This window comes from Bradyrhizobium sp. MI1.10 (assembly GCF_055811035.1).
The window spans coordinates 150,574-170,352 of the sequence record NZ_JBVVPN010000005.1 but is presented as its reverse complement, the minus strand read 5'-3'; the positions used below and the strand labels follow the sequence as shown (position 1 = coordinate 170,352).

General features: G+C 64.4%; 19 protein-coding genes. 18 read left to right on the top strand and 1 reads right to left on the bottom strand.

The features are described 5' to 3' along the window. The first annotated feature begins 19 nt into the window (after window positions 1-19). The 3 genes from chvE (at window position 20) to mmsB (ending at window position 4,046) form a co-directional block, all read left to right on the top strand. Window positions 20-1,093, top strand: coding sequence for a multiple monosaccharide ABC transporter substrate-binding protein (gene chvE, locus AC0L3K_RS07785; RefSeq protein WP_007593237.1), 1,074 nt, complete (start codon window positions 20-22; stop codon window positions 1,091-1,093). 188 nt (window positions 1,094-1,281) lie between these two features. Next, window positions 1,282-2,859: a multiple monosaccharide ABC transporter ATP-binding protein gene (mmsA, locus tag AC0L3K_RS07780; protein WP_007593235.1), complete on the top strand. Its 1,578-nt coding sequence runs from the start codon at window positions 1,282-1,284 to the stop codon at window positions 2,857-2,859. Then, window positions 2,856-4,046 carry a multiple monosaccharide ABC transporter permease gene (gene mmsB / locus AC0L3K_RS07775; protein ID WP_007608442.1) on the top strand — a complete coding sequence of 397 codons (1,191 nt, stop codon included), beginning with the start codon at window positions 2,856-2,858 and terminating at the stop codon, window positions 4,044-4,046. The genes mmsA and mmsB overlap by 4 nt, the downstream gene beginning before the upstream one ends. A gap of 84 nt (window positions 4,047-4,130) precedes the next feature. On the opposite strand, the gene AC0L3K_RS07770 is transcribed toward mmsB, so the two are convergent. Continuing rightward, window positions 4,131-4,286 carry a hypothetical protein gene (locus AC0L3K_RS07770; protein ID WP_007593230.1) on the bottom strand — a complete coding sequence of 52 codons (156 nt, stop codon included), beginning with the start codon at window positions 4,284-4,286 and terminating at the stop codon, window positions 4,131-4,133. Between the two features lie 172 nt (window positions 4,287-4,458). Between AC0L3K_RS07770 and AC0L3K_RS07765 the strand changes: the two genes are divergently transcribed. The 15 genes from AC0L3K_RS07765 (at window position 4,459) to AC0L3K_RS07695 (ending at window position 19,580) form a co-directional block, all read left to right on the top strand. Next, window positions 4,459-5,034, top strand: a complete 576-nt coding sequence (locus tag AC0L3K_RS07765) for a cytochrome c oxidase subunit 3 family protein (protein ID WP_473365733.1) — start codon at window positions 4,459-4,461, stop codon at window positions 5,032-5,034. 2 nt (window positions 5,035-5,036) lie between these two features. After that, entirely contained in the window at window positions 5,037-5,297 is a 261-nt protein-coding gene (locus AC0L3K_RS07760) for a cytochrome C oxidase subunit IV family protein (protein ID WP_473365732.1), read from the top strand. A 96-nt stretch (window positions 5,298-5,393) separates the two neighbouring features. After that, window positions 5,394-5,846, top strand: coding sequence for a c-type cytochrome (locus AC0L3K_RS07755; protein ID WP_473365731.1), 453 nt, complete (start codon window positions 5,394-5,396; stop codon window positions 5,844-5,846). 39 nt (window positions 5,847-5,885) lie between these two features. Then, entirely contained in the window at window positions 5,886-7,232 is a 1,347-nt protein-coding gene (locus AC0L3K_RS07750; RefSeq protein ID WP_473365730.1) for a cbb3-type cytochrome c oxidase subunit I, read from the top strand. A 59-nt stretch (window positions 7,233-7,291) separates the two neighbouring features. Continuing rightward, window positions 7,292-8,104 carry an AAA family ATPase gene (locus tag AC0L3K_RS07745; RefSeq protein WP_473365729.1) on the top strand — a complete coding sequence of 271 codons (813 nt, stop codon included), beginning with the start codon at window positions 7,292-7,294 and terminating at the stop codon, window positions 8,102-8,104. Between the two features lie 10 nt (window positions 8,105-8,114). After that, window positions 8,115-10,031 carry a nitric oxide reductase activation protein NorD gene (locus tag AC0L3K_RS07740; RefSeq protein WP_473365728.1) on the top strand — a complete coding sequence of 639 codons (1,917 nt, stop codon included), beginning with the start codon at window positions 8,115-8,117 and terminating at the stop codon, window positions 10,029-10,031. Between the two features lie 74 nt (window positions 10,032-10,105). Further along, the gene (locus AC0L3K_RS07735) at window positions 10,106-10,771 is read left to right on the top strand and encodes an HAD family hydrolase (protein WP_473254640.1); all 666 of its coding nucleotides are present in this window, start codon (window positions 10,106-10,108) and stop codon (window positions 10,769-10,771) included. Window positions 10,772-10,779: 8 nt separating this feature from the next. After that, complete coding sequence (locus AC0L3K_RS07730) at window positions 10,780-11,730, top strand: sugar-binding transcriptional regulator (protein ID WP_007593213.1); 951 nt, start codon at window positions 10,780-10,782, stop codon at window positions 11,728-11,730. Between the two features lie 288 nt (window positions 11,731-12,018). Beyond that, on the top strand, window positions 12,019-13,332 hold the full coding sequence (locus tag AC0L3K_RS07725; protein WP_219680967.1) for an ABC transporter substrate-binding protein: 1,314 nt from the start codon (window positions 12,019-12,021) through the stop codon (window positions 13,330-13,332). A 90-nt stretch (window positions 13,333-13,422) separates the two neighbouring features. Further along, window positions 13,423-14,295, top strand: a complete 873-nt coding sequence (locus AC0L3K_RS07720) for a carbohydrate ABC transporter permease (protein ID WP_219680968.1) — start codon at window positions 13,423-13,425, stop codon at window positions 14,293-14,295. Window positions 14,296-14,298: 3 nt separating this feature from the next. After that, window positions 14,299-15,129 carry a carbohydrate ABC transporter permease gene (locus AC0L3K_RS07715; RefSeq protein ID WP_219680969.1) on the top strand — a complete coding sequence of 277 codons (831 nt, stop codon included), beginning with the start codon at window positions 14,299-14,301 and terminating at the stop codon, window positions 15,127-15,129. A 16-nt stretch (window positions 15,130-15,145) separates the two neighbouring features. After that, window positions 15,146-16,153 (top strand): ABC transporter ATP-binding protein, encoded by a 1,008-nt coding sequence (locus AC0L3K_RS07710; RefSeq protein ID WP_219680971.1) that lies wholly within the window; start codon window positions 15,146-15,148, stop codon window positions 16,151-16,153. Between the two features lie 32 nt (window positions 16,154-16,185). Next, entirely contained in the window at window positions 16,186-16,959 is a 774-nt protein-coding gene (locus tag AC0L3K_RS07705) for an SDR family NAD(P)-dependent oxidoreductase (protein ID WP_473365727.1), read from the top strand. 38 nt (window positions 16,960-16,997) lie between these two features. Beyond that, entirely contained in the window at window positions 16,998-18,638 is a 1,641-nt protein-coding gene (locus tag AC0L3K_RS07700; protein WP_473365726.1) for an FGGY-family carbohydrate kinase, read from the top strand. A 6-nt stretch (window positions 18,639-18,644) separates the two neighbouring features. Next, entirely contained in the window at window positions 18,645-19,580 is a 936-nt protein-coding gene (locus tag AC0L3K_RS07695; protein ID WP_354127517.1) for a carbohydrate kinase family protein, read from the top strand. Window positions 19,581-19,779: the final 199 nt, after the last annotated feature.

Sequence of the window (19,779 nt, the reverse complement as noted above, 5' to 3'; positions counted from 1 at the left end):
ACACCAAAGGGAGTGAAACATGCTGAAACTGAAGACGACCTTCCTCGCGCTGGCGCTGGCCGGCGCTGCGACGATGGCCGCGGGCGTCACCGCCTCGGCCCAGGACAAAGCAACAGTCGGCATCGCCATGCCGACCAAATCGTCGGCGCGCTGGATCGACGATGGCAACAACATGGTCAAGGTGCTGAAGGAGCGTGGCTACAACACCGACCTGCAATATGCCGAGGACGACATTCCGAACCAGCTCTCGCAGGTCGAGAACATGGTGACCAAGGGCGCGAAAGCGCTGGTGATCGCCGCGATCGACGGCACTACGCTGTCCGACGTGCTCAAGCAGGCGAAAGCGAAAGGCATCACCGTGATCGCCTATGACCGCCTGATCCGCGGCACGCCGAACGTCGACTATTACGCGACGTTCGACAATTTCCAGGTCGGCGTGCTCCAGGCCGAGTCGATCGTGCAGGGCCTCGGCCTCAAGGATGGCAAGGGTCCGTTCAACATCGAGCTGTTCGGCGGCTCGCCCGACGACAACAACGCCTACTTCTTCTACAACGGCGCGATGAGTGTGCTGAAGCCGTACATCGACAGCGGCAAGCTCGTCGTCGTCTCCGGCCAGATGGGCATGGACAAGGTCGCGACCTTGCGCTGGGATGGCGCCACCGCGCAGGCCCGCATGGACAATCTGCTCAGTGCCTACTACGGCAACAAGAAGGTCAACGCGGTGTTGTCGCCGTATGACGGCCTATCGATCGGCATCATCTCCTCGCTGAAGGGCGTTGGTTATGGCAGCGCCGGCCAGCCGATGCCCATCATCTCGGGCCAGGATGCCGAGGTGCCCTCGATCAAGGCGATGCTGCGCGGCGACCAGTATTCGACCATCTTCAAGGACACCCGCGACCTCGCCAAGGTGACCGCCGACATGGTCGACGCTGCGCTGGCCGGCAAGCAGGTCACCGTCAACGACACCAAGACCTACGAGAACGGCGCCAAGACCGTGCCGTCCTATCTGCTCAAGCCGGTCGTGGTCTACAAGGACAATTGGGAGAAGGTCCTGGTCGACAGCGGCTACTACAAGAAGTCGCAGTTCCAGTAAGAGGTCTACTCCCTCTCCCGACCTGCGGAGAGGGAGTTCTTTAGGGTTAGGGCGAAGCGCATGTTTATCAACTCGTCATGCCCGGGCTTGTCCCGGGCATCCACGTCCCTCTTCGCAAGCGGCTGCACGTGGATGGCCGGGACAAGCCCGGCCATGACGATTGTGGAAGCCCCCGGGAGAATGATCCAATGACTGCAATGCTGGAGATGCGTAACGTCAGCAAGAGCTTTTCCGGCGTGCAGGCGCTGCGCGATGTCAACTTCTTGGTTGAAGCCGGGCAGATCCACGCCCTCGTCGGCGAGAACGGTGCCGGCAAGTCCACGCTAATGAAGGTGCTCAGCGGCGTCTATCCGGCCGGCAGCTACGAGGGCACCATCATCTTTGATGGCGAGGAGCGCCGCTTCCGCGACATCAACGATTCCGAGGCGCTCGGTATCATCATCATCCATCAGGAGCTGGCGCTGATCCCGCTGATGTCGATTGCCGAAAACATCTTCCTGTCGCATCCGCCGTCCAAGCTCGGCGTCATCGATCGCGACGAGGTCTATAGACGCACGCGGGAACTCCTGGCGCAGGTCGGCCTCAAGGAATCGCCGGATACGCTGATCACCGATCTCGGCGTCGGCAAGCAGCAGCTTGTCGAGATCGCCAAGGCGCTGTCCAAGCGGGTGCGGATGCTGATCCTGGACGAGCCGACCGCGAGCCTCAACGAGGCCGACAGCGCCGCGCTGCTCGAACGCCTCATGGCGTTCCGCGCGCAGGGCATCGGCTCGATCCTGATCTCGCACAAGCTGAACGAGGTCGCCAAGGTCGCCGACCACATCACCGTGCTGCGTGACGGCCGCACCGTCGACGGCATCGACTGCCGCGCCGAGCCGATCCAGGAAGACCGCATCATACGCAGCATGGTCAACCGCGATCTCGCCCATCGCTTTCCGGAGCGGAGCGCAAAAATCGCCGAGCCCGTTCTCACCGTCGAGAACTGGTCGGTCTACCATCCCATCCATCCCGAGCGGCAGGTGATCAAGAACGTCGATTTCAGCGTGAAACGCGGCGAGGTCGTCGGCATCGCCGGGTTGATGGGGGCGGGGCGCACCGAGTTCGCCATGAGCCTGTTCGGCCGCTCCTGGGGCACCACGATCAGCGGTCGCATCCGGCTCGAGGGCCGTGAGATCGTGCTGCCCAACGTGGCCGCCGCGATCGACGCCGGCCTTGCCTATGTCACCGAAGACCGCAAGCAGCTCGGACTGATCCTCGCCGACGACGTCCGCAAGAACATCACACTGGCAAGCCTCGACCAGGTCGCCCCCAACCGGGTGATCGACGACATCGCCGAGCTGAAGGTCGCCAGCGATTACCGCAACCGGATGCGCATCCGCTGCTCCGACGTCTATCAGGAGACCGGCCAGCTCTCCGGCGGCAACCAGCAAAAGGTCGTGCTGTCGAAATGGCTGATGACCGACCCCAAGGTCTTGATCCTGGACGAGCCGACCCGGGGCATCGACGTCGGTGCCAAATACGAGATCTACTGTATCATCAACGAGCTTGCGGAAGCCGGCCGCGGCGTGGTGGTGATCTCCTCGGAGATGCCCGAGCTACTCGGCATCTGCGACCGCATCTGTGTCATGAACGACGGCGCCTTCGTCGGCGAGTTCCCCGGCGCCGAAGCGACGCAGGAAAAGATCATGCGCGCCATCATGCGCAACGACAGAAATTATGGAAGCAGCGCCCTCGCGGGTGCGGAGATGGGAGGATCGCAGCTATGACCGACAAGACGGTTTCGCTGCCCGAGGAGGGCCGGCACGGCAGCTTCATCAAGAACAATTTGCGCAATTACGGCATGCTGATGTCGCTGATCGCGATCATGCTGTTCTTCCAGGTCATGACCGGCGGCACGCTGCTGCAGCCGCTCAACCTGACCAATCTGGTACTGCAGAACAGCTACATCGTCATCATGGCACTGGGCATGCTGCTCGTCATTGTCACCGGCCATATCGACCTCTCGGTCGGCTCGGTCGCGGGCTTCGTCGGCGCGGTGGCCGCCGTGCTGATGGTGACATACAAGGTCGACTACACGCTCGCCTTCATCGCCTGCCTGCTGCTGGGCGCGGCAATCGGCGCCGCGCAGGGCTATTGGGTGGCCTATTTCAAGATTCCGTCCTTCATCGTGACGCTGGCCGGCATGCTGGTGTTCAAAGGACTTGCGCTCGCGGTGTTGCAGGGCCAGTCGCTCGGGCCGTTCCCGGCGACCTTCCAGAAATTGTCGTCGGGCTTCATTCCGGAGATGCTGCCCGAGGCCGGCACGCTGCATCCGACGTCGATGCTGGTCGGTGCGGTGCTCGCGCTCGGCCTCGTCTACGCCAGCGCCAAGGGGCGCTCGCGCGAGCAGTTGCACGGCATCGAGGTCGAGCCTTACGCGTTCTTCCTCGGCAAGAGCATTCTCCTGGCCTGCGCCGTGCTCTATTTCACCTATCTGATCGCCTCGCATCGCGGTCTGCCGAACGTGCTGGTCATCATGACCGCGCTGATCGCGCTCTACGGCTTCGTCACCCGCCGCACCGTCATCGGTCGGCAGGTCTACGCGGTCGGCGGCAATGCGAAAGCGGCAAGCCTGTCGGGCATCAAGACGGAACGGTTGACCTTCCTCACCTTCGTCAACATGGGCGTGCTCGCCGCGCTCGCCGGCCTCGTCTTCGCCGCGCGCCTCAACACCGCAACGCCGAAGGCGGGTCTCGGCTTCGAGCTCGACGTCATCGCCGCCTGCTTCATCGGCGGCGCCTCGGCCTATGGCGGTGTCGGCCGCGTCGGCGGCGCCGTGGTCGGTGCCATGATCATGGGTGTGATGAACAACGGCATGTCCATCCTCGGCATCGGCATCGACTATCAGCAGGTCATCAAGGGTCTGGTCCTGCTCGGGGCGGTGTGCATCGACGTATATAATCAGCGGAGATGAGGCTGCGTAGCCTGGATGGAGCGAAGCGCAATCCGGGGCTACTGACCCGCATTCCGCTCTGCTCCATGCGGGCTACGGCAGTCATTACTGCGTCGTGATCAGCACCCCGGCGATCGCGACGGAGAGGCTCACCGCCGAGACGGTGGCCACGGTCGATAGCACGCCCATTCGCCGGAGCGCGATGGCGAAGACGATGATGATGGGCGTTGCGGTCATCAGCCCGATTTGTGCATCGCTCATGTTATCGCTCGCAGCTCCACGGAACCCTGGGGCGTTTGGTACCGCGACCCGGCCGGCCGGAGGTTGCGACGGCGCAAACAAATTGATCGGCATTCCCCAAGTTTGTCCGGCAACAAACTCGGATCGGCACGGCTGAGCTAAGTCTGGCTGGTGTCCTGATCCGGAAGAGCAGATGTCGGCAGCCGATTGCGAACCACGGGGAGCCGGCTGGGGAATTCTGGACGATCTTCCCGGCGATCCCATGATCTGGGTGCTGATCTTCAGCGAGCTCGCCGCCTTCGGTCTGTTTCTCGGTGCATTCACGGTCGCCCGCGCGATCCATCCCACCGTGTTCGCCGCGGGGCAGGCGGCACTTGATCCGGGTCTCGCTGGACTGAACACTGTCGTGCTGGTGACGAGCGGTTGGGCCGCAGCCCGGGCTACGAAGGCCGCGCGGGCCAGCGAGAGGCGGGCGACACGATATTGGCTCCTCACAGCCATGGGGCTTGGCGGCCTGTTCGTGGCGATCAAGCTCGGCGAATATGCCGAAGAGATCGGACGCGGCATTGGACTCGAGACCAGTCCGTTCTTCACACTCTACTTCCTCCTGACCGGCTTCCATCTTCTGCACGTCTGCCTCGGCATCATCATCCTCGCATTGGTCTGCCGCCGCGCTGAAGCGTTCGGCGTCGAGACGGGAACGGCCTTCTGGCACATGGTCGATCTGGTCTGGATCGTGATGTTCCCGATTATTTATCTGGTGCGGTGACGATGCCGGATCGCCTGGAGATCACCTGGATCGCGCTGATTGGCCTCGCGCTCACGACCATCCTGGTGGCACCGCTGGTGCCGCGGCCGCTGCTCGGCAACGCCCTGCTGCTGACCTTGGCTGCCGTCAAGGGCCGCCGGATTGCGCTCGATTTCCTCGATCTTCGCGCGGCGCCTGCGCTCTGGCGCGGCCTCGTCAGCGCCTGGATCCTCATGGTGGTGCTGTTTGCCTGGCTCACATCCGCCGTCGTCGCCCTGATCTGACTCGTTCCTTGCGCCTTGACAAAGAACGGGCCGATCCGATCAGCAATAAATCGCATCACCGATTTTCTCGGCGGGACTCAATTGAAAGGATTGGCAATGGCTGAACGCCTGACCAAGTCGGCCGCTCGAAACGTCTTCTACGGCGGCTCGGCCTTTTTCTTCGCCATCTTCATCGGGCTGACGGCGCACAGCCACTACTACATGGCCACGACATCGACGGACGCGGCGACGCTGACGTCGTCGGTCGCCCGCGGCAAGCATGTCTGGGAGAGGAACTCCTGCATCAATTGCCACACGTTGCTCGGCGAAGGCGCCTATTTCGCGCCCGAAGTCGGCAACGTCTGGGATCGATGGGGCGGCAAGGAGGATCCGGCCGGCGCGCGAGAGACGTTGAAGGCCTGGATGCAGTCGCAGCCTTCGGGCGCGGAGGGCCGGCGGCAGATGCCGCAATTCAACCTCACCGACCAGGAGCTCAACGATCTCGCCGATTTCCTGCAATGGGTGAGCACGATCAAGCGCCAGGATTGGCCGCCGAACAAGGCCGGTTGAGCCCGCCGCTTTCCTCTTTCAAGACAGAGAGAATCCGAGATGAAATATCAGACCCAGAAAGTCGCGATGCTGTATTTCTACGGCGCGCTGACCCTGTTCCTGGCCCAGGTCCTGTTCGGCCTCCTCGCCGGGACCATCTACGTCCTGCCCAACACGCTATCGGTGTTGCTGCCGTTCAACATCGTCAGGATGATCCACACCAACGCGCTGATCGTCTGGTCGTTGATCGGCTTCATGGGCGCGACCTACTTCCTGCTGCCTGAGGAAACCGAGACCGAGCTGTACAGCCCGCTACTCGCAAAGATCCAGTTCTGGATGTTCTTCGGTGCAGCGGGCGTGGCGGTGGTCGGCTATCTCTTCCACTACCATGAAGGCCGCGAGTTCCTCGAGCAGCCCTTCATCATCAAGGTCGGTATCGTCGTCGTCTGCCTGATGTTCCTGTTCAATGTGACCATGACCGCGCTCAAGGGACGCAAGACCACGGTCACCAACATCCTGCTGTTCGGCCTGTGGGGCGTTGCGATCTTCTTCCTGTTCGCCTTCTACAATCCGGCGAACCTCGCCGTCGACAAGATGTACTGGTGGTACGTCGTCCATCTCTGGGTCGAGGGCGTCTGGGAGCTGATCATGGCCTCCGTGCTCGCCTATCTCATGATCAAGCTCAATGGCATCGATCGCGAGGTGGTCGAGAAGTGGCTCTACGTCATCATCGGCCTCGCGCTGTTCTCGGGGATTCTCGGCACCGGCCACCATTTCTACTGGATCGGCGCGCCCGGCTACTGGCAGTGGATCGGCTCGCTGTTCTCGACGCTCGAGGTTGCGCCGTTCTTCACGATGGTGATCTTCACGGTGCAGATGACCTGGAAGGCCGGCCGCAAGCATCCGAACCGCGCCGCGCTGCTGTGGTCGGTCGGCTGTTCGGTGGTGGCGTTCCTGGGAGCCGGCGTCTGGGGTTTCCTGCACACGCTGTCCTCGGTGAACTACTACACCCATGGCACCCAGGTCACCGCTGCGCACGGCCATCTCGCCTTCTTCGGCGCCTATGTGATGCTCAACCTTGCCGTGATGGCTTACGCTATCCCGCAGATCAAGGGTCGCGCGCCCTATAACCAGTGGCTCAGCATGACGAGCTTCTGGATCATGTGCACGGCCATGATGACCATGACGTTCGCGCTGACCTTTGCCGGCGTGGTCCAGGTCCATCTCCAGCGCGTGCTCGGCCAGGGCTACATGGACGTACAGGACCAGCTCGCATTCTTCTACTGGGTACGGCTCGGCTCCGGTGGGTTCGTCGCGATCTCCGCGCTGATGTTCGTCTGGGCGGTGCTGGTGCCCGGCCGCGAAAAGCAGGCGACCATTCCCGCCGTGCTGCAGCCGGCCGAGTAAGCGTGACGGCGGCCGCGTTTCGTCGCCGCCGCCGCTTCAGACATTTTCGGAGAGAGATCATGAAAGCAGCCCTTCACACCTTGGCCGCGCCTGCACCCGCGCTACCGGCCTATGTTGCAGGCGGCAACGAATGTGCGCTGTTCGAGCATGCGTGGCGGCACCGGCTTCCGGTTATGCTGAAGGGGCCGACCGGTTGCGGTAAGACGCGTTTCGTCGCGCATATGGCCGCGCGGCTGGGCTTGCCGCTCCACACCGTCGCCTGCCACGACGATCTCACCGCCGCCGATCTCACCGGCCGCTATCTGCTGAGAGGCGGCGACACAGTGTGGACCGACGGTCCGTTGACGCGCGCGGTCCGCGAGGGCGGCATCTGCTATCTCGACGAGGTGGTGGAAGCCCGCAAGGACGTCACCGTCGTGCTGCATCCGCTCACCGACGACCGCCGTATCCTGCCGCTGGAGCGAACCGGCGAGGAGCTCGTTGCTCCCGCGAGCTTCATGCTCGTCGTCTCCTACAATCCCGGTTACCAGACCCTGCTCAAGGCGTTGAAGCCGTCGACGCGGCAGCGCTTCGTCGCCATCGAGTTCGGCTTCCTGCCGACCGAGCAGGAGATTGCGGTGGTGTCGGCCGAGAGCGGGCTGCCGCCGGATCGCGTACGGCCGCTGGTCGCGCTTGCCGGACGGCTGCGGGCGCTGAAGGGGCATGATCTGGAGGAGGGCGTCTCGACCCGGCTCGTGGTGTATTGCGCGACCTTGATCGCGGCGGGAGTCTCGATCGCCGATGCCGTGCTCGCCGGCATGATCGAGCCGCTGACCGACGATTCCGAGGTCAAGGCGGCGCTGCTGGATGTCGCGCGCGCCGTGATTGCGTGAGGCCGGTCCCATGCTCGACTTCCTCGAACTGGAGGAGACGGTCGGCCGCGCCTGGCACCGGATGGTCGGCGGCACCGCGAGCTATCCGGTTCACGATGATCACGCGGTCGCGCTTGCGGAGGTGAGAGGCCGGCTCGCGGTGATGTTCCGTGCGCTTGGCGGCGAGACGGGTGTTCAGATCGCGAGCGCAGGCGCACGCAGGGCGGGCCATCGGCTCGGCTGGCGGCAACGCATCGGCCTTGGAGACGAACGTCTCGAACAGCCGGGCCGCGACGCCACGACCATCTTCCTCCCCGACCGCATTGCGATATTTGCCGACCGCGACCTCAACGCATGCCTCTATCGCTGGCTTGCGGCGTGGTTCGCGGTCGCGCCGATCGAGACGATCACGGGGCATGATCCGCTGCGGCGGGACATTCTGGTCCTGCGCCGGGCGAGCGAGACGGCGGTCTTCGTGCTCACGCAGTTTCCCGGGCTCGCCGCCGATTACGCGCGGCTCGCGGCCGCAACTGCCGAAGCCCGGCCGCAACGTCCGTTGCCGCGTCTCGAGCAGGAGATCGAGCAGATCGCTCTCGCCTTGCTCGGGGCCGGAAAGGTGCCTTCGGGCCGGCTGTGGCCGGCGATGATGGGGACAGGTCCGCTGCCGGACAAGGCGCCGCCGGGCTATCGCTCGGTCCTGCCGTGTCCGCTCTGGGGCGATTGCTGGACGCGCGAGTTCTCGCCCGTGCATGCGGGCGACGACGCGTGCGCGCCGGGCGCGGGGGCCGCGACCCAGGACAATCGCAAGCGCTTTGCCGTGCGCGAGCGCGAGGACAACGCCAAACGCCGCGATCCCTTCGTGCTCAACCGCTTCGAAAAGATCCTCGCGATGGCCGAGATGGTCAATGTCGACCGTCCGGCCGATGACAACAAGGACGAGGACGCGCAGAAGGCCGCCGACGATCTCGAGGAGATGACGCTGAGCCGCCGCAGCGGCAAGCCGGCGAGCCGGCTCAAATTCGATCTCGACCTGCCGCCGGAAGCTCTCGATGCCTCGCCATTGAACGCAGATCTCACCTATCCCGAATGGGACTACCGCAGCAGCTCCTACCTGCCCGATCACTGCCACGTGCTGGCGGACGCCGCGTCCGAGACCGGAGAGACCTGGTCGCCCGACGAGACCATGCGCCGGCATATCCGTCAGGTACGGCAGCGCTTCGAGATCTTGCGGCCGCGCCGCGAATTGATGCGCGCCCAGGCCGACGGGCACGATCTCGACCTCGACGCGCTCGTGCGCGCGCGGTGCGATCTTCGCGCCGGCAGCGGCGGCGGTCTCGATCGCATCCATGTCGCGATGCGCCCGCAGGGGCACGATCTCGCCGTCACGCTGCTCGTCGACGTCTCGCTCTCGACGGACGCCTGGGTCGAGGGCCATCGCGTGCTCGACGTCGAGAAGGAGGCGCTGCTCGTGCTCGCGCACGGCCTGTCGGCCTGCGGTGACCACCACAGCATCCTGACCTTCACGTCGCGCCGGCGGTCCTGGGTGCGGCTCGAAACGGTCAAAGCCTTCGGCGAGCCGATGAGCGCGGCAGTGGAGCGTCGTATCGGCGCGCTGAAGCCCGGCTATTACACGCGGATTGGCGCGGCGGTGCGCCACGCCTCGGCCGAGCTCGCCCGTCAGCCGCAGCGCAAGAAGCTGCTGCTCGTCCTCACCGACGGCAAGCCGAACGATGTCGATCATTACGAAGGCCGCTTCGCGGTCGAGGACACCCGCAAATCGGTGCAGGAGGCGCGCCGGCTCGGCATCGCCGCCTTCGGCGTCACGGTGGACGCAACCGCGCAGTCCTATTTCCCGATGCTGTTCGGGCGCGGCGGCTACGCCATCGTCGGTAATATCCGCCGACTGCCCGCGGCGCTGCCGGCGATCTACCGGCAGGTGGCGCACTGATCCAGAAAAGGGTGCGGCGTTCCGGCCTTGGGTGAGCTATTGCCCACCAATTGGGTATATGATCGAATGCTGGGATGGACCAGGGCCGGCCGAAACCCGATCTGATCATCTTCGACTGCGACGGCGTGCTGGTCGACAGTGAGCTGCTGAGCTGTCGGTGCCTGTCCGATGTGCTGGCCGAATGCGGCATCGCGCTGAGCCAGGAGCAGGCGCTCGAGCTCTTTCTCGGACGCAGCATCAAGGCGGTCGAGCAGCATTATCGGGATCTCGGGCAGGTCGTGCCGGACGGCTTTCTGCCGCGCTTGAAGTCGCATGTGTTGAGCACGTTCGCCGGATCACTCCAGCCGATCGCGGGTGTGGCCGCCGTGATATCGGAATTGCGGGCACCATTCTGCGTGGCGTCGTCCAGCGACATCGACCGTGTCGCGCTCTCTCTTAACGTCACCGGCCTGCGGGCGCATTTCGGCGACCGGATCTACACGGCGCAGATGGTCAGGCACGGCAAGCCGGCGCCCGATCTCTTTCTCTACGCGGCCGAGCAGATGGGCGCGCAACCTGCGCGCACGCTGGTGATCGAGGACAGTGCGAGCGGCGTGCAGGCGGGCAAGGCGGCCGGCATGACGGTCTGGGGATTTGCCGGCGGCAGCCATTATCGCGGATGCGACGGGCAGGCTATACTGTCGGGTGCGGGGGCCGACCGGGTGTTCGCGCGCATGATCGATTTCTGGAAGGACGCCTGACGCCTGCCATGGCCGCCGAGAACGAAAAGTCCAGGCTCGATGACGCCGCGCGTGCCGGCTGGCTCTATTTCATTGCCGGTCACACCCAGGACGAGATCGCGAAGATGCTCCAGGTGTCGCGCGCGTCGGCGCAGCGGCTGGTGTCGCTGTGTCTCGCGGAACGGCTCATCACCTTCCGGCTCGAACATCCCATCGCCGCGTGCATGGAATTGGCGGCGCGTCTGAAGGAGCGTTTCGAGCTTACCCATTGCGAGGTGGTGCCGGCGGATTCCGCCGCGCCGCAGGCCACGGCGGGCATTGCCGAACGCTGTGCCAACCTGCTCGATTCCACCCTGCGTTCGGAAACCCCCGTCATCGTCGCGCTCGGGACGGGACGCGCCGTGCGCGCCGCGGTCGAGCGCGTCACGCCGATCGACCGGCCCAACCACCAGATCGTCTCGCTGGTCGGCAATATCTCCGCCGACGGTTCGGCGAGCTTCTACGACACCGTCGGCCGGCTCGCCGACCGCACCGGTGCGCGGCACTATCCGATGCCGCTACCGTTCCTGATGTCGTCCGAGGATGAGCGCAACAAGATGGTCCGGATCGAGCCGATCGCGAAGGTCAAGGCGGTCGCGGCCAAGGCGGATTTGCGCCTCGTCGGCATCGGCCAGATGGACCAGAAGGCGCAGGTCCATGTCGACGGCTTCGTGACCCGCGACGAATTGTTCGAGATGATGCGGCAGGGGGCGATCGGCGAGATCACCGGCTGGGCCTATGATTCCAAGGGTCGGCTGCTGAAGGCCGGAACCAACAAGCGCCTGACCAGCATCCCGCCGGAGGTCCCGGCGAAGACCACCACGATCGGCGCCGCCGTCGGCGCCGCCAAGGTGCCGGCGATCGCGGCGGCGCTGAATGGGCGGCTGATCAATGGCCTGATCACGGACGAGGCGACCGCAAGGGCGATTCTGGAGCGGTAGGGCGGCGATAGCGCCTCTCGCACTGCTGTCATCATCCGCGAAGGCGGATGATCCAGTACGCCGCGGCCTCGCTTAGGGCAAATCAACAGGCGGCACGGAGTACTGGATGCCCCGCTTTCGCGGGGCATGACAGCTGAGTGCGAGGCGGCAACTCTCATCACTCCCGCATCGCAGCACTCATAAGTTGCGCGAACATCTTTGTGCCTGCTTGACAACGGCGCGCCCTCAGTCGAACATACGCCCAACGCGTGGGCATATGCTCAAAAGCGCGAGCTTAGGGAGGTCACCGTGAAACACGTCCTCGGCGCCGTCTGTGGCGCGTCTTGCCTGTTGTTGGCCGTCCCCGCGATGGCCGAAACCACCCTGACGATCGCCACCGTGAATAACGGCGACATGATCCGCATGCAGGGGCTGACGGGTGAATTCACCAAGAAGAACCCCGATATATCGGTCAAATGGGTGACGCTGGAAGAGAACGTGCTGCGCCAGCGCGTCACCACCGACATCGCCACCAAGGGCGGCCAGTTCGACGTTCTCACCATCGGCACCTACGAGGTGCCGATCTGGGCCAAGAAGGGCTGGCTGGTGCCGCTCGCCAATCTCGGCGCCGACTACGATGTCGCCGACCTCCTGCCCAAGATCAAGGATGCCGTCTCGGTCGACGGCAAGCTCTACGCCGCGCCGTTCTACGGCGAGAGCTCGATGGTGATGTACCGCACCGACCTGTTCGACAAGGCCGGCCTCAAGATGCCTGAAAATCCGACCTGGGATTTCGTCATCGACGCTGCCAAGAAGCTCACCGACAAGAGCGCCGGCGTCTACGGCATCTGCCTGCGCGGCAAGGCCGGCTGGGGCGAGAACATGGCGTTCCTCTCCGCCATGGCCAATTCCTACGGCGCGCGCTGGTTCGACGAGAAGTGGCAGCCGCAGTTCAACACCCCGGAATGGAAGGCGACGCTCACGACCTATGTCGACCTGATGAAGCAGGCCGGCCCTCCCGGTGCGAGCTCCAACGGCTTCAACGAGAACCTCGCGCTGTTCAACGCCGGCAAGTGCGCGATGTGGATCGACGCGACGGTCGCGGCATCCTTCGTCACCAACCCGAAGGACTCCAAGGTCGCCGACAAGGTCGGCTTCGCGTTGGCGCCCAACACGGGCCTGGGCAAGAACGCCAACTGGCTGTGGGCCTGGAGTCTCGCAATCCCCGCCGGCTCGAAGAAAGCGGAAGCCGCCGAGAAGTTCATCGCCTGGGCCACCAGCAAGGACTACACCAAGGTCGTCGCCGCGAAAGAGGGTTGGGCCAACGTGCCGCCGGGCACCCGAACCTCGCTCTACCAAAACCCTGAATATCTGAAGGTCGCCCCGTTCGCGAAGCTGACGCTCGCCTCGATCGACGCCGCCGATCCGAACAAGCCGACGGTGAAGCCGGTGCCCTACGTCGGCGTGCAATATGCGGCGATCCCCGAATTCCAGGGCATCGGCACGCAGGTGGGCCAGCAATTCTCGGCCGCGCTTGCGGGATCGATGACGGTCGATGCCGCGCTCACCGCGGCGCAATCTTCAACCGAGCGCGAGATGAAGCGCGCGGGTTACATCAAGTGAGCTCGATCTCTCCCTCCTGAGCTCAGACTTGCGGCCATCCACCGCTAAGGATGGATGGCCGCCTTCTTCCCGCAAGCGGAGAGGCCAACAATGGCAACCCGGCAGACGCAGCTTCTCGCACGGACGCTCCTGACGCCGGCGGTCGGGCTGCTGTTCATCTGGATGATCGTCCCGCTCGCGTTGACGATCTATTTCTCGACGCTGCACTACAGTCTGCTCGATCCCGGCTCAGAATCGTTCGTCGGGCTGGAAAATTTCCGCTACTTCCTCACCGATCCCGCCTTCCTCGCCTCGCTCCAGAACACGCTGGTGCTGGTCGGCTCGGTGCTGGCGCTGACCGTCCTGCTCGGAATTCCGCTGGCGCTGTTGCTCGACCAGCCCGTGATCGGCCTCAACATCGTGCGGCTGATGGTGATCGCGCCGTTCTTCGTGATGCCGACGGTGAGCGCGCTGGTCTGGAAGAACCTGCTGATGCATCCGGTGTCCGGGCTGTTTGCCTGGATCGCCTCGCTGTTCGGCTTGACGCCGATCGACTGGTTCACCGACGCGCCGCTGCTCGCCGTGATCCTGATCGTGTCATGGCAATGGCTGCCGTTCGCGACGCTGATTTTGCTCACCGCGATGCAGTCCCTCGACGAGGAGCAGAAGGAAGCCGCCGAAATGGACGGCGCCAGCGCGGTCTCGACCTTCATCTACATCACGCTGCCGCACCTCGCGCGCCCCATCACGGTGGTGATCCTGATCGAGACGATCTTCCTGCTCACCGTCTTTGCCGAGATCTACGTCACCACGGGCGGCGGCCCGGGACTGTCGACCACCAACATCGCCTTCCTGATCTATTCGCAGGCACTGATCCAGTACGATGTCGGCACCGCTTCGGCGGGCGGCCTCGTCGCTGTCGTGATCGCCAACATCGTTGCTTTTTTCCTCGTCCGTATCGTCGGTCGCAACCTGGAGGCATGAGACATGGCGCGGATGGCGACGAGGCAGCGGGTGGTGGTCTCGACCATCGGGGCGTGGTTCTTCGGCTTCCTGATCTTCTTCCCGATCCTGTGGATGGTGCTGGCGAGCTTCAAGACCGAGCTCGAGGCTTTCGCGATCCCGCCGTCCTTCCTGTTCTTCCACTGGACCACGGAGAACTACGCGACCGTGCAGGAGCGCAGCGACTATTTGCTCCACGCGATGAACTCGATCATCATCGCCGGCGGCTCGACCTTGATCGCGCTGCTGATCGCGATCCCCGCCGCCTGGTCGATGGCGTTCTCGCCGACCAAGCGCACCAAGGACATCCTGCTCTGGATGCTCTCAACCAAGATGATGCCGCCGGTCGGCGTGCTGGTGCCGATCTATCTGATCTACAAGTCCTTCGGCCTGCTCGATTCCCGCATCGGCCTCGTCTTCATCCTGTGCCTCGGCAATTTGCCGATCGTGATCTGGATGCTCTTCACCTATTTCAAGGAGATCCCGCGCGACATCCTCGAAGCCGCGCGCATGGACGGCGCTACCATCGGTCGGGAACTGATTTACGTACTGACGCCGATGGCGATCCCGGGGCTCGCATCGACCATGCTGCTGAACCTGATCCTGGCCTGGAACGAGGCGTTCTGGACGCTCAATCTGTCGACCTCGAACGCTGCGCCGCTCACCACGTTCATCGCGTCCTATTCGAGCCCGGAAGGGCTATTTTGGGCAAAGCTGTCGGCGGCTTCCACGTTGGCGATCGCGCCTATTCTCGTCCTCGGTTGGTTCAGCCAGAAGCAGCTCGTGCGCGGGCTCACCTTTGGCGCGGTAAAGTAGGAAGGGCTGCCGGATCATGGGTCAGATCACACTTCAGGATGTGCAGAAATCCTTTGGCCCCGTGCACATCATCAAGGGGGCGGACCTCGAGATCGCCGATGGGTCGTTCGTGGTGTTCGTGGGGCCATCGGGCTGCGGCAAGACCACGCTCTTGCGGCTGATCGCGGGGCTCGAGGACGTCTCCGGCGGCAAGATCCTGATCGACGGCAAGAACGTGGTCGACACGCCGCCGGCCAAGCGCGGGCTCTCGATGGTGTTCCAGTCCTATGCGCTCTATCCGCATATGAGCGTGCGCGGCAATATCGGCTTCGGCCTGAAGATGGCGGGGCTGGCCAAGGACGAGATCAACCGCAAAGTCGAGGCCGCCGCCGCAACACTGAATCTCACGCCTTATCTCGATCGCAAGCCGCGCGAGCTCTCCGGCGGCCAGCGCCAGCGCGTCGCGATCGGGCGTGCCATCGTCCGCGAGCCCAAGGCGTTTTTGTTCGACGAGCCGCTCTCCAATCTCGACGCGGCGCTGCGCGTGCAGATGCGGATCGAGGTGACGCGGCTCCAGAAGCAGCTCGGCACCACCGCGATCTATGTCACCCACGACCAGGTCGAGGCCATGACCATGGCCGACAAGATCGTCGTGCTCAACGGCGGCAAGATCGAGCAATACGGCTCGCCGCTGGATCTCTACGAGAAGCCGGCCAACCTCTTCGTCGCCGGCTTCATCGGTTCGCCCAAGATGAACTTCGTCACCGGCGAGCACGCCTTGCAGAAGGGCGCGGCAACGATCGGCGTACGGCCGGAGCATCTCAAGATCGAGCGCGACGGTGCCGGCGGCTGGCAGGGAACGATCGCGGTGGCCGAGCATCTCGGCAGCGACACCTTCCTTTATGTCGATGCCGGTCAGCTCGGCATGCTGACGGCGCGCTACATCGGTGAATTGAGCCTGCACGCCGGCGACCATGTATCGCTGGTGCCGGAGCCCGCGCGCATCCATCGCTTCGACGCGAGCGGTAACGCCATCCGAAGCTGACAAGAAACGGCAAGAAAACCGGAAAGACCAAAATGTACCTGGAAAAATTCAAGCTGAACGGCAAGACTGCGTTCATCACCGGCGGCGGGCAGGGCATTGGGCTCGCCTGCGCCGAAGCGCTGGCTGAAGCCGGCGCCAGGGTCGTCATCGGCGATCGTGACAGCAAGGTCGCCGACGCTGCGAAGGCCAGCCTGAAGGCGAAGGGCTACGACGCTGAGACGGCGATTATGGACGTCACCGACACCAAGCGCGTGGCGGAAGTGGCCAACGACCTCGTTGCCCGCCACGGCAAGGTCGACATCCTCGTCAACAATGCCGGCATCGCCCGCAGCGAGACACCGGCGGAGACCGTGACCGACGAGCACTGGCTCAACGTCATCGACGTCAATCTCAATGGCACCTTCTGGTGCTGCCGCGAGTTCGGCAAGCACATGCTCAACGCCAGGAGCGGTGCCATCGTCAATGTCGGGTCGATGTCCGGATTCATCGTTAACAAGCCGCAGGAGCAGTGCTTCTACAACGCGTCGAAGGCCGGCGTGCACCATCTCACGAAATCGCTCGCCGCCGAATGGGGGGCGCGCGGCATCCGCGTCAATGCGGTCGCGCCGACCTATATCGAGACGCCGCTCAACGCCTTCGTGAAGAGCAATCCGAGAATGTACGATGCCTGGATCGGTGGAACCCCGATGGCACGGATGGGGCAGGTCGAGGAGATCGCCTCGGTCGTGCTGTTCCTTGCCTCGGAGGCCGCGAGTCTGATGACCGGCAGCATCGTGCTGGTGGATGGCGGCTACACTTGCTGGTAGGCTTGCGTCAAAATTGACGAGAGCTTCCGGGAGCGACAATGCCGCGAGCGTATATCGGCGTCGATGTAGGGACCAATAGCACGCGGGCAGGGGTGTTCGACGAGGCGGGCACCTTGCTGGCGACGGCCAAACATCCGATCAGGATCTGGCATGAGGCCGGCGATGTCGTCGAGCAGTCGTCCCAGGACATCTGGGACGCTTGCACGGCGTCGGTACGGGCCGCGATGGCGGAAGCTACAATCGCGCCCGACAGCGTCGGCGGTATCGGTTTCGATGCCACCTGCTCCCTCGTGGTGCTCGACCGGCAAGGCGAGCCGCTCACCATCAGCGCCTCCGGCGACAGGCAGCGAAACGTCATCGTCTGGATGGATCACCGCGCAACGGCCGAGGCGCGACTGATCAACGAAACCGGTGATGCCGTGCTGCGCTATGTCGGCGGCTCGATCTCGCCCGAGATGGAGATGCCGAAACTGCTGTGGCTGAAGCGGCATATGCGCGTGAGCTTCGACACCGCAGGGCACTTCTTCGATCTGGCGGATTACCTGACCTGGCGCGCCACTGGCTCGTTGCAACGCTCGACCTGCACGGTCACTTGCAAATGGAACTATCTCGCCCATGACGGCGGCGGCTGGAGCGCGCCATTCTTCAAGCGCATCGGCCTGTCGGACTTCGTCAACGAGAAATACGCCCGCATCGGGACCGAGATTGTCGCGCCCGGCACGCGGCTCGGCGCCGGTCTAACCGGTACGGCAGCTGCCGATCTTGGCTTGTCACCGAGCACGCCGGTCGGAGCGTCCCTGATCGATGCCCACGCCGGCGGCATCGGCGCAATCGGCGGCCGCGACGGGTCGGACGGCGCCACAGATGTCTCCGACCGCCTTGCCTACATCATGGGAACGTCGGCCTGCATCATGGCGACGACCAAGGAGCCGTGCTTCGTGCCGGGCGTGTGGGGTCCTTATTACTCCGGCATGGTGCCGAATTTCTGGCTTAACGAGGGCGGGCAGTCCGCTGCGGGCGCTGCGATCGACCATCTTCTCAAATCGCATCCCGGCCACGCCGAAGCGAGCGCGGCTGCGCGCAGCGACGGCCTCGACCTCATCGAGTTTCTCGAGCGCCGCATCATCGCACGCGCAGGCGGCGCCAGCCGCGCCGCGCTGCTGGCCCGCGACGTCCATGTGCTTCCCGAGTTCATCGGCAACCGCTCGCCCTACGCCGATCCTGATACGCGCGCGGTGATCGCGGGCCTCGATCTCGACACCGACATCGCCTCGATGGAACGGCTGTTCGTCGCCGGTCTGTGCGGGCTCGCCTATGGGCTTGCCGAGGTGATCGAGGCCTTTGCCGCGCATGGCGTCCATTCCAGCATCATGATCATGGGCGGCGGCGCCAGCCGCAGTCCGCTGGTGCGGCAGATCATGGCCGATACGACTGGCCTCACCGTGGCGCTGCCGCAGACCACGGAGCCGGTGCTGCTCGGCGCCGCCATGCTTGGCGCCGTCGCCGGCGGCGCCTATGCCTCGATCGGGGAGACCATGGCAAAGATGTCGGCGCTGGGACGGAAGAGCGAGCCGACCACGCCCGACATCGCCGCCTTTCACGTCCGCAAGCGCGAGGTCTACAGATTGCTGCGCGAGGTCGATCGCCGCAGCCGCTCCGCGATGCGAGTGGGAGTTTGAAAACGGATGTTGATTTCATGCGGCGATGCGCTGATCGATTTCGTCCCGACGCCAAACATTGACGGGCGCGAAGCGGTGATGCCCGCCGTCGGCGGCTCCTGCCTCAACGTCGCGATCGGCATGGCGCGCCTGGGCGCGCCGGCCGGCTTTGTCGGCGGCATCTCGACCGACCTGTTCGGGCGTATGATCGCCGACCACGCCGCTGCATCCAATGTCGAGCTCGCGCTCGCCACCCGCAGCGAACACCAGACCACGCTCGCCTTCGTTCGCATCGTCGCCGGCGAGTCGCATTACGCCTTCTACGACGCCGAGACCGCGACGCGGAACTGGACCTACCGGCGCGGCTCCATTCCGTTCGATACTGTTGAAGCCCTCCATGTCGGCTCGACCACACTGGTCAACGACCGGGGCGCGACCGAGACCAGGACCCTGATCGCGGACGCACGAGCGTCCTCGACAATCTCCTTTGATCCGAATTGCCGGCCCAACCTCGTGAAGGACAAACCGGCTTATCTCGCGCGCATGGCCGAGTTTGCGGCCAGCGCCGATCTCATCAAGATGTCGGACGTCGATTTTACCTATCTGTTCGCCGACGAGCTATATCACCAGCGTGCGAGCACGCTGCTCGCACGGGGCGCGGGCCTCGTCGTCATCACCCGTGGCGACAACGGTGCGATCGCGTGGCATGCGGGGGCAGGGCAGATCGAGGTCGCCGCCCCCAAGGTCGTGGTCGCCGACACCATCGGCGCGGGTGACAGTTTTCAGGCGGCGTTGTTGTTCGCCCTGCACAAGCAAGGACGTCTCGCCCGACAACAACTAAAGGATATCGGCGCGGACGAGCTGGGCCGCGCGCTGTCCTTTGCCGCCAATTGCGCTGGGCTGACCTGCACCCGTCCGGGCGCCGATCCGCCCTGGAGCCACGAGATCAGTTGGAGCTGGTAATTCGCTTTTTCCTTCTCCCCTTGTGGGAGAAGGTGGCGCGAAGCGCCGGATGAGGGGTTGCTTCCGCGAATTCACAAGCATGAGGTCACGCGCGGAGAGAACCCCTCACCCGTCTCGCCGCTTCGCGGGGAGCCGCCCCCCACCCCAAAGCGGGGGGGGTGTTAAAACAAGTGCGCGGGGCGCCCAGATAGTGGGGGTT

Bases quoted from the DNA above. Each gene is read 5' to 3' on its own strand.
- chvE (WP_007593237.1), top strand. From the start codon at position 20: ATGCTGAAACTGAAGACGACCTTCCTCGCGCTGGCGCTGGCCGGCGCT.
- mmsA (WP_007593235.1), top strand. From the start codon at position 1,282: ATGACTGCAATGCTGGAGATGCGTAACGTCAGCAAGAGCTTTTCCGGC.
- mmsB (WP_007608442.1), top strand. From the start codon at position 2,856: ATGACCGACAAGACGGTTTCGCTGCCCGAGGAGGGCCGGCACGGCAGC.
- AC0L3K_RS07770 (WP_007593230.1), bottom strand. From the start codon at position 4,286: ATGAGCGATGCACAAATCGGGCTGATGACCGCAACGCCCATCATCATC.
- AC0L3K_RS07765 (WP_473365733.1), top strand. From the start codon at position 4,459: ATGTCGGCAGCCGATTGCGAACCACGGGGAGCCGGCTGGGGAATTCTG.
- AC0L3K_RS07760 (WP_473365732.1), top strand. From the start codon at position 5,037: ATGCCGGATCGCCTGGAGATCACCTGGATCGCGCTGATTGGCCTCGCG.
- AC0L3K_RS07755 (WP_473365731.1), top strand. From the start codon at position 5,394: ATGGCTGAACGCCTGACCAAGTCGGCCGCTCGAAACGTCTTCTACGGC.
- AC0L3K_RS07750 (WP_473365730.1), top strand. From the start codon at position 5,886: ATGAAATATCAGACCCAGAAAGTCGCGATGCTGTATTTCTACGGCGCG.
- AC0L3K_RS07745 (WP_473365729.1), top strand. From the start codon at position 7,292: ATGAAAGCAGCCCTTCACACCTTGGCCGCGCCTGCACCCGCGCTACCG.
- AC0L3K_RS07740 (WP_473365728.1), top strand. From the start codon at position 8,115: ATGCTCGACTTCCTCGAACTGGAGGAGACGGTCGGCCGCGCCTGGCAC.
- AC0L3K_RS07735 (WP_473254640.1), top strand. From the start codon at position 10,106: ATGGACCAGGGCCGGCCGAAACCCGATCTGATCATCTTCGACTGCGAC.
- AC0L3K_RS07730 (WP_007593213.1), top strand. From the start codon at position 10,780: ATGGCCGCCGAGAACGAAAAGTCCAGGCTCGATGACGCCGCGCGTGCC.
- AC0L3K_RS07720 (WP_219680968.1), top strand. From the start codon at position 13,423: ATGGCAACCCGGCAGACGCAGCTTCTCGCACGGACGCTCCTGACGCCG.
- AC0L3K_RS07715 (WP_219680969.1), top strand. From the start codon at position 14,299: ATGGCGCGGATGGCGACGAGGCAGCGGGTGGTGGTCTCGACCATCGGG.
- AC0L3K_RS07710 (WP_219680971.1), top strand. From the start codon at position 15,146: ATGGGTCAGATCACACTTCAGGATGTGCAGAAATCCTTTGGCCCCGTG.
- AC0L3K_RS07705 (WP_473365727.1), top strand. From the start codon at position 16,186: ATGTACCTGGAAAAATTCAAGCTGAACGGCAAGACTGCGTTCATCACC.
- AC0L3K_RS07700 (WP_473365726.1), top strand. From the start codon at position 16,998: ATGCCGCGAGCGTATATCGGCGTCGATGTAGGGACCAATAGCACGCGG.
- AC0L3K_RS07695 (WP_354127517.1), top strand. From the start codon at position 18,645: ATGTTGATTTCATGCGGCGATGCGCTGATCGATTTCGTCCCGACGCCA.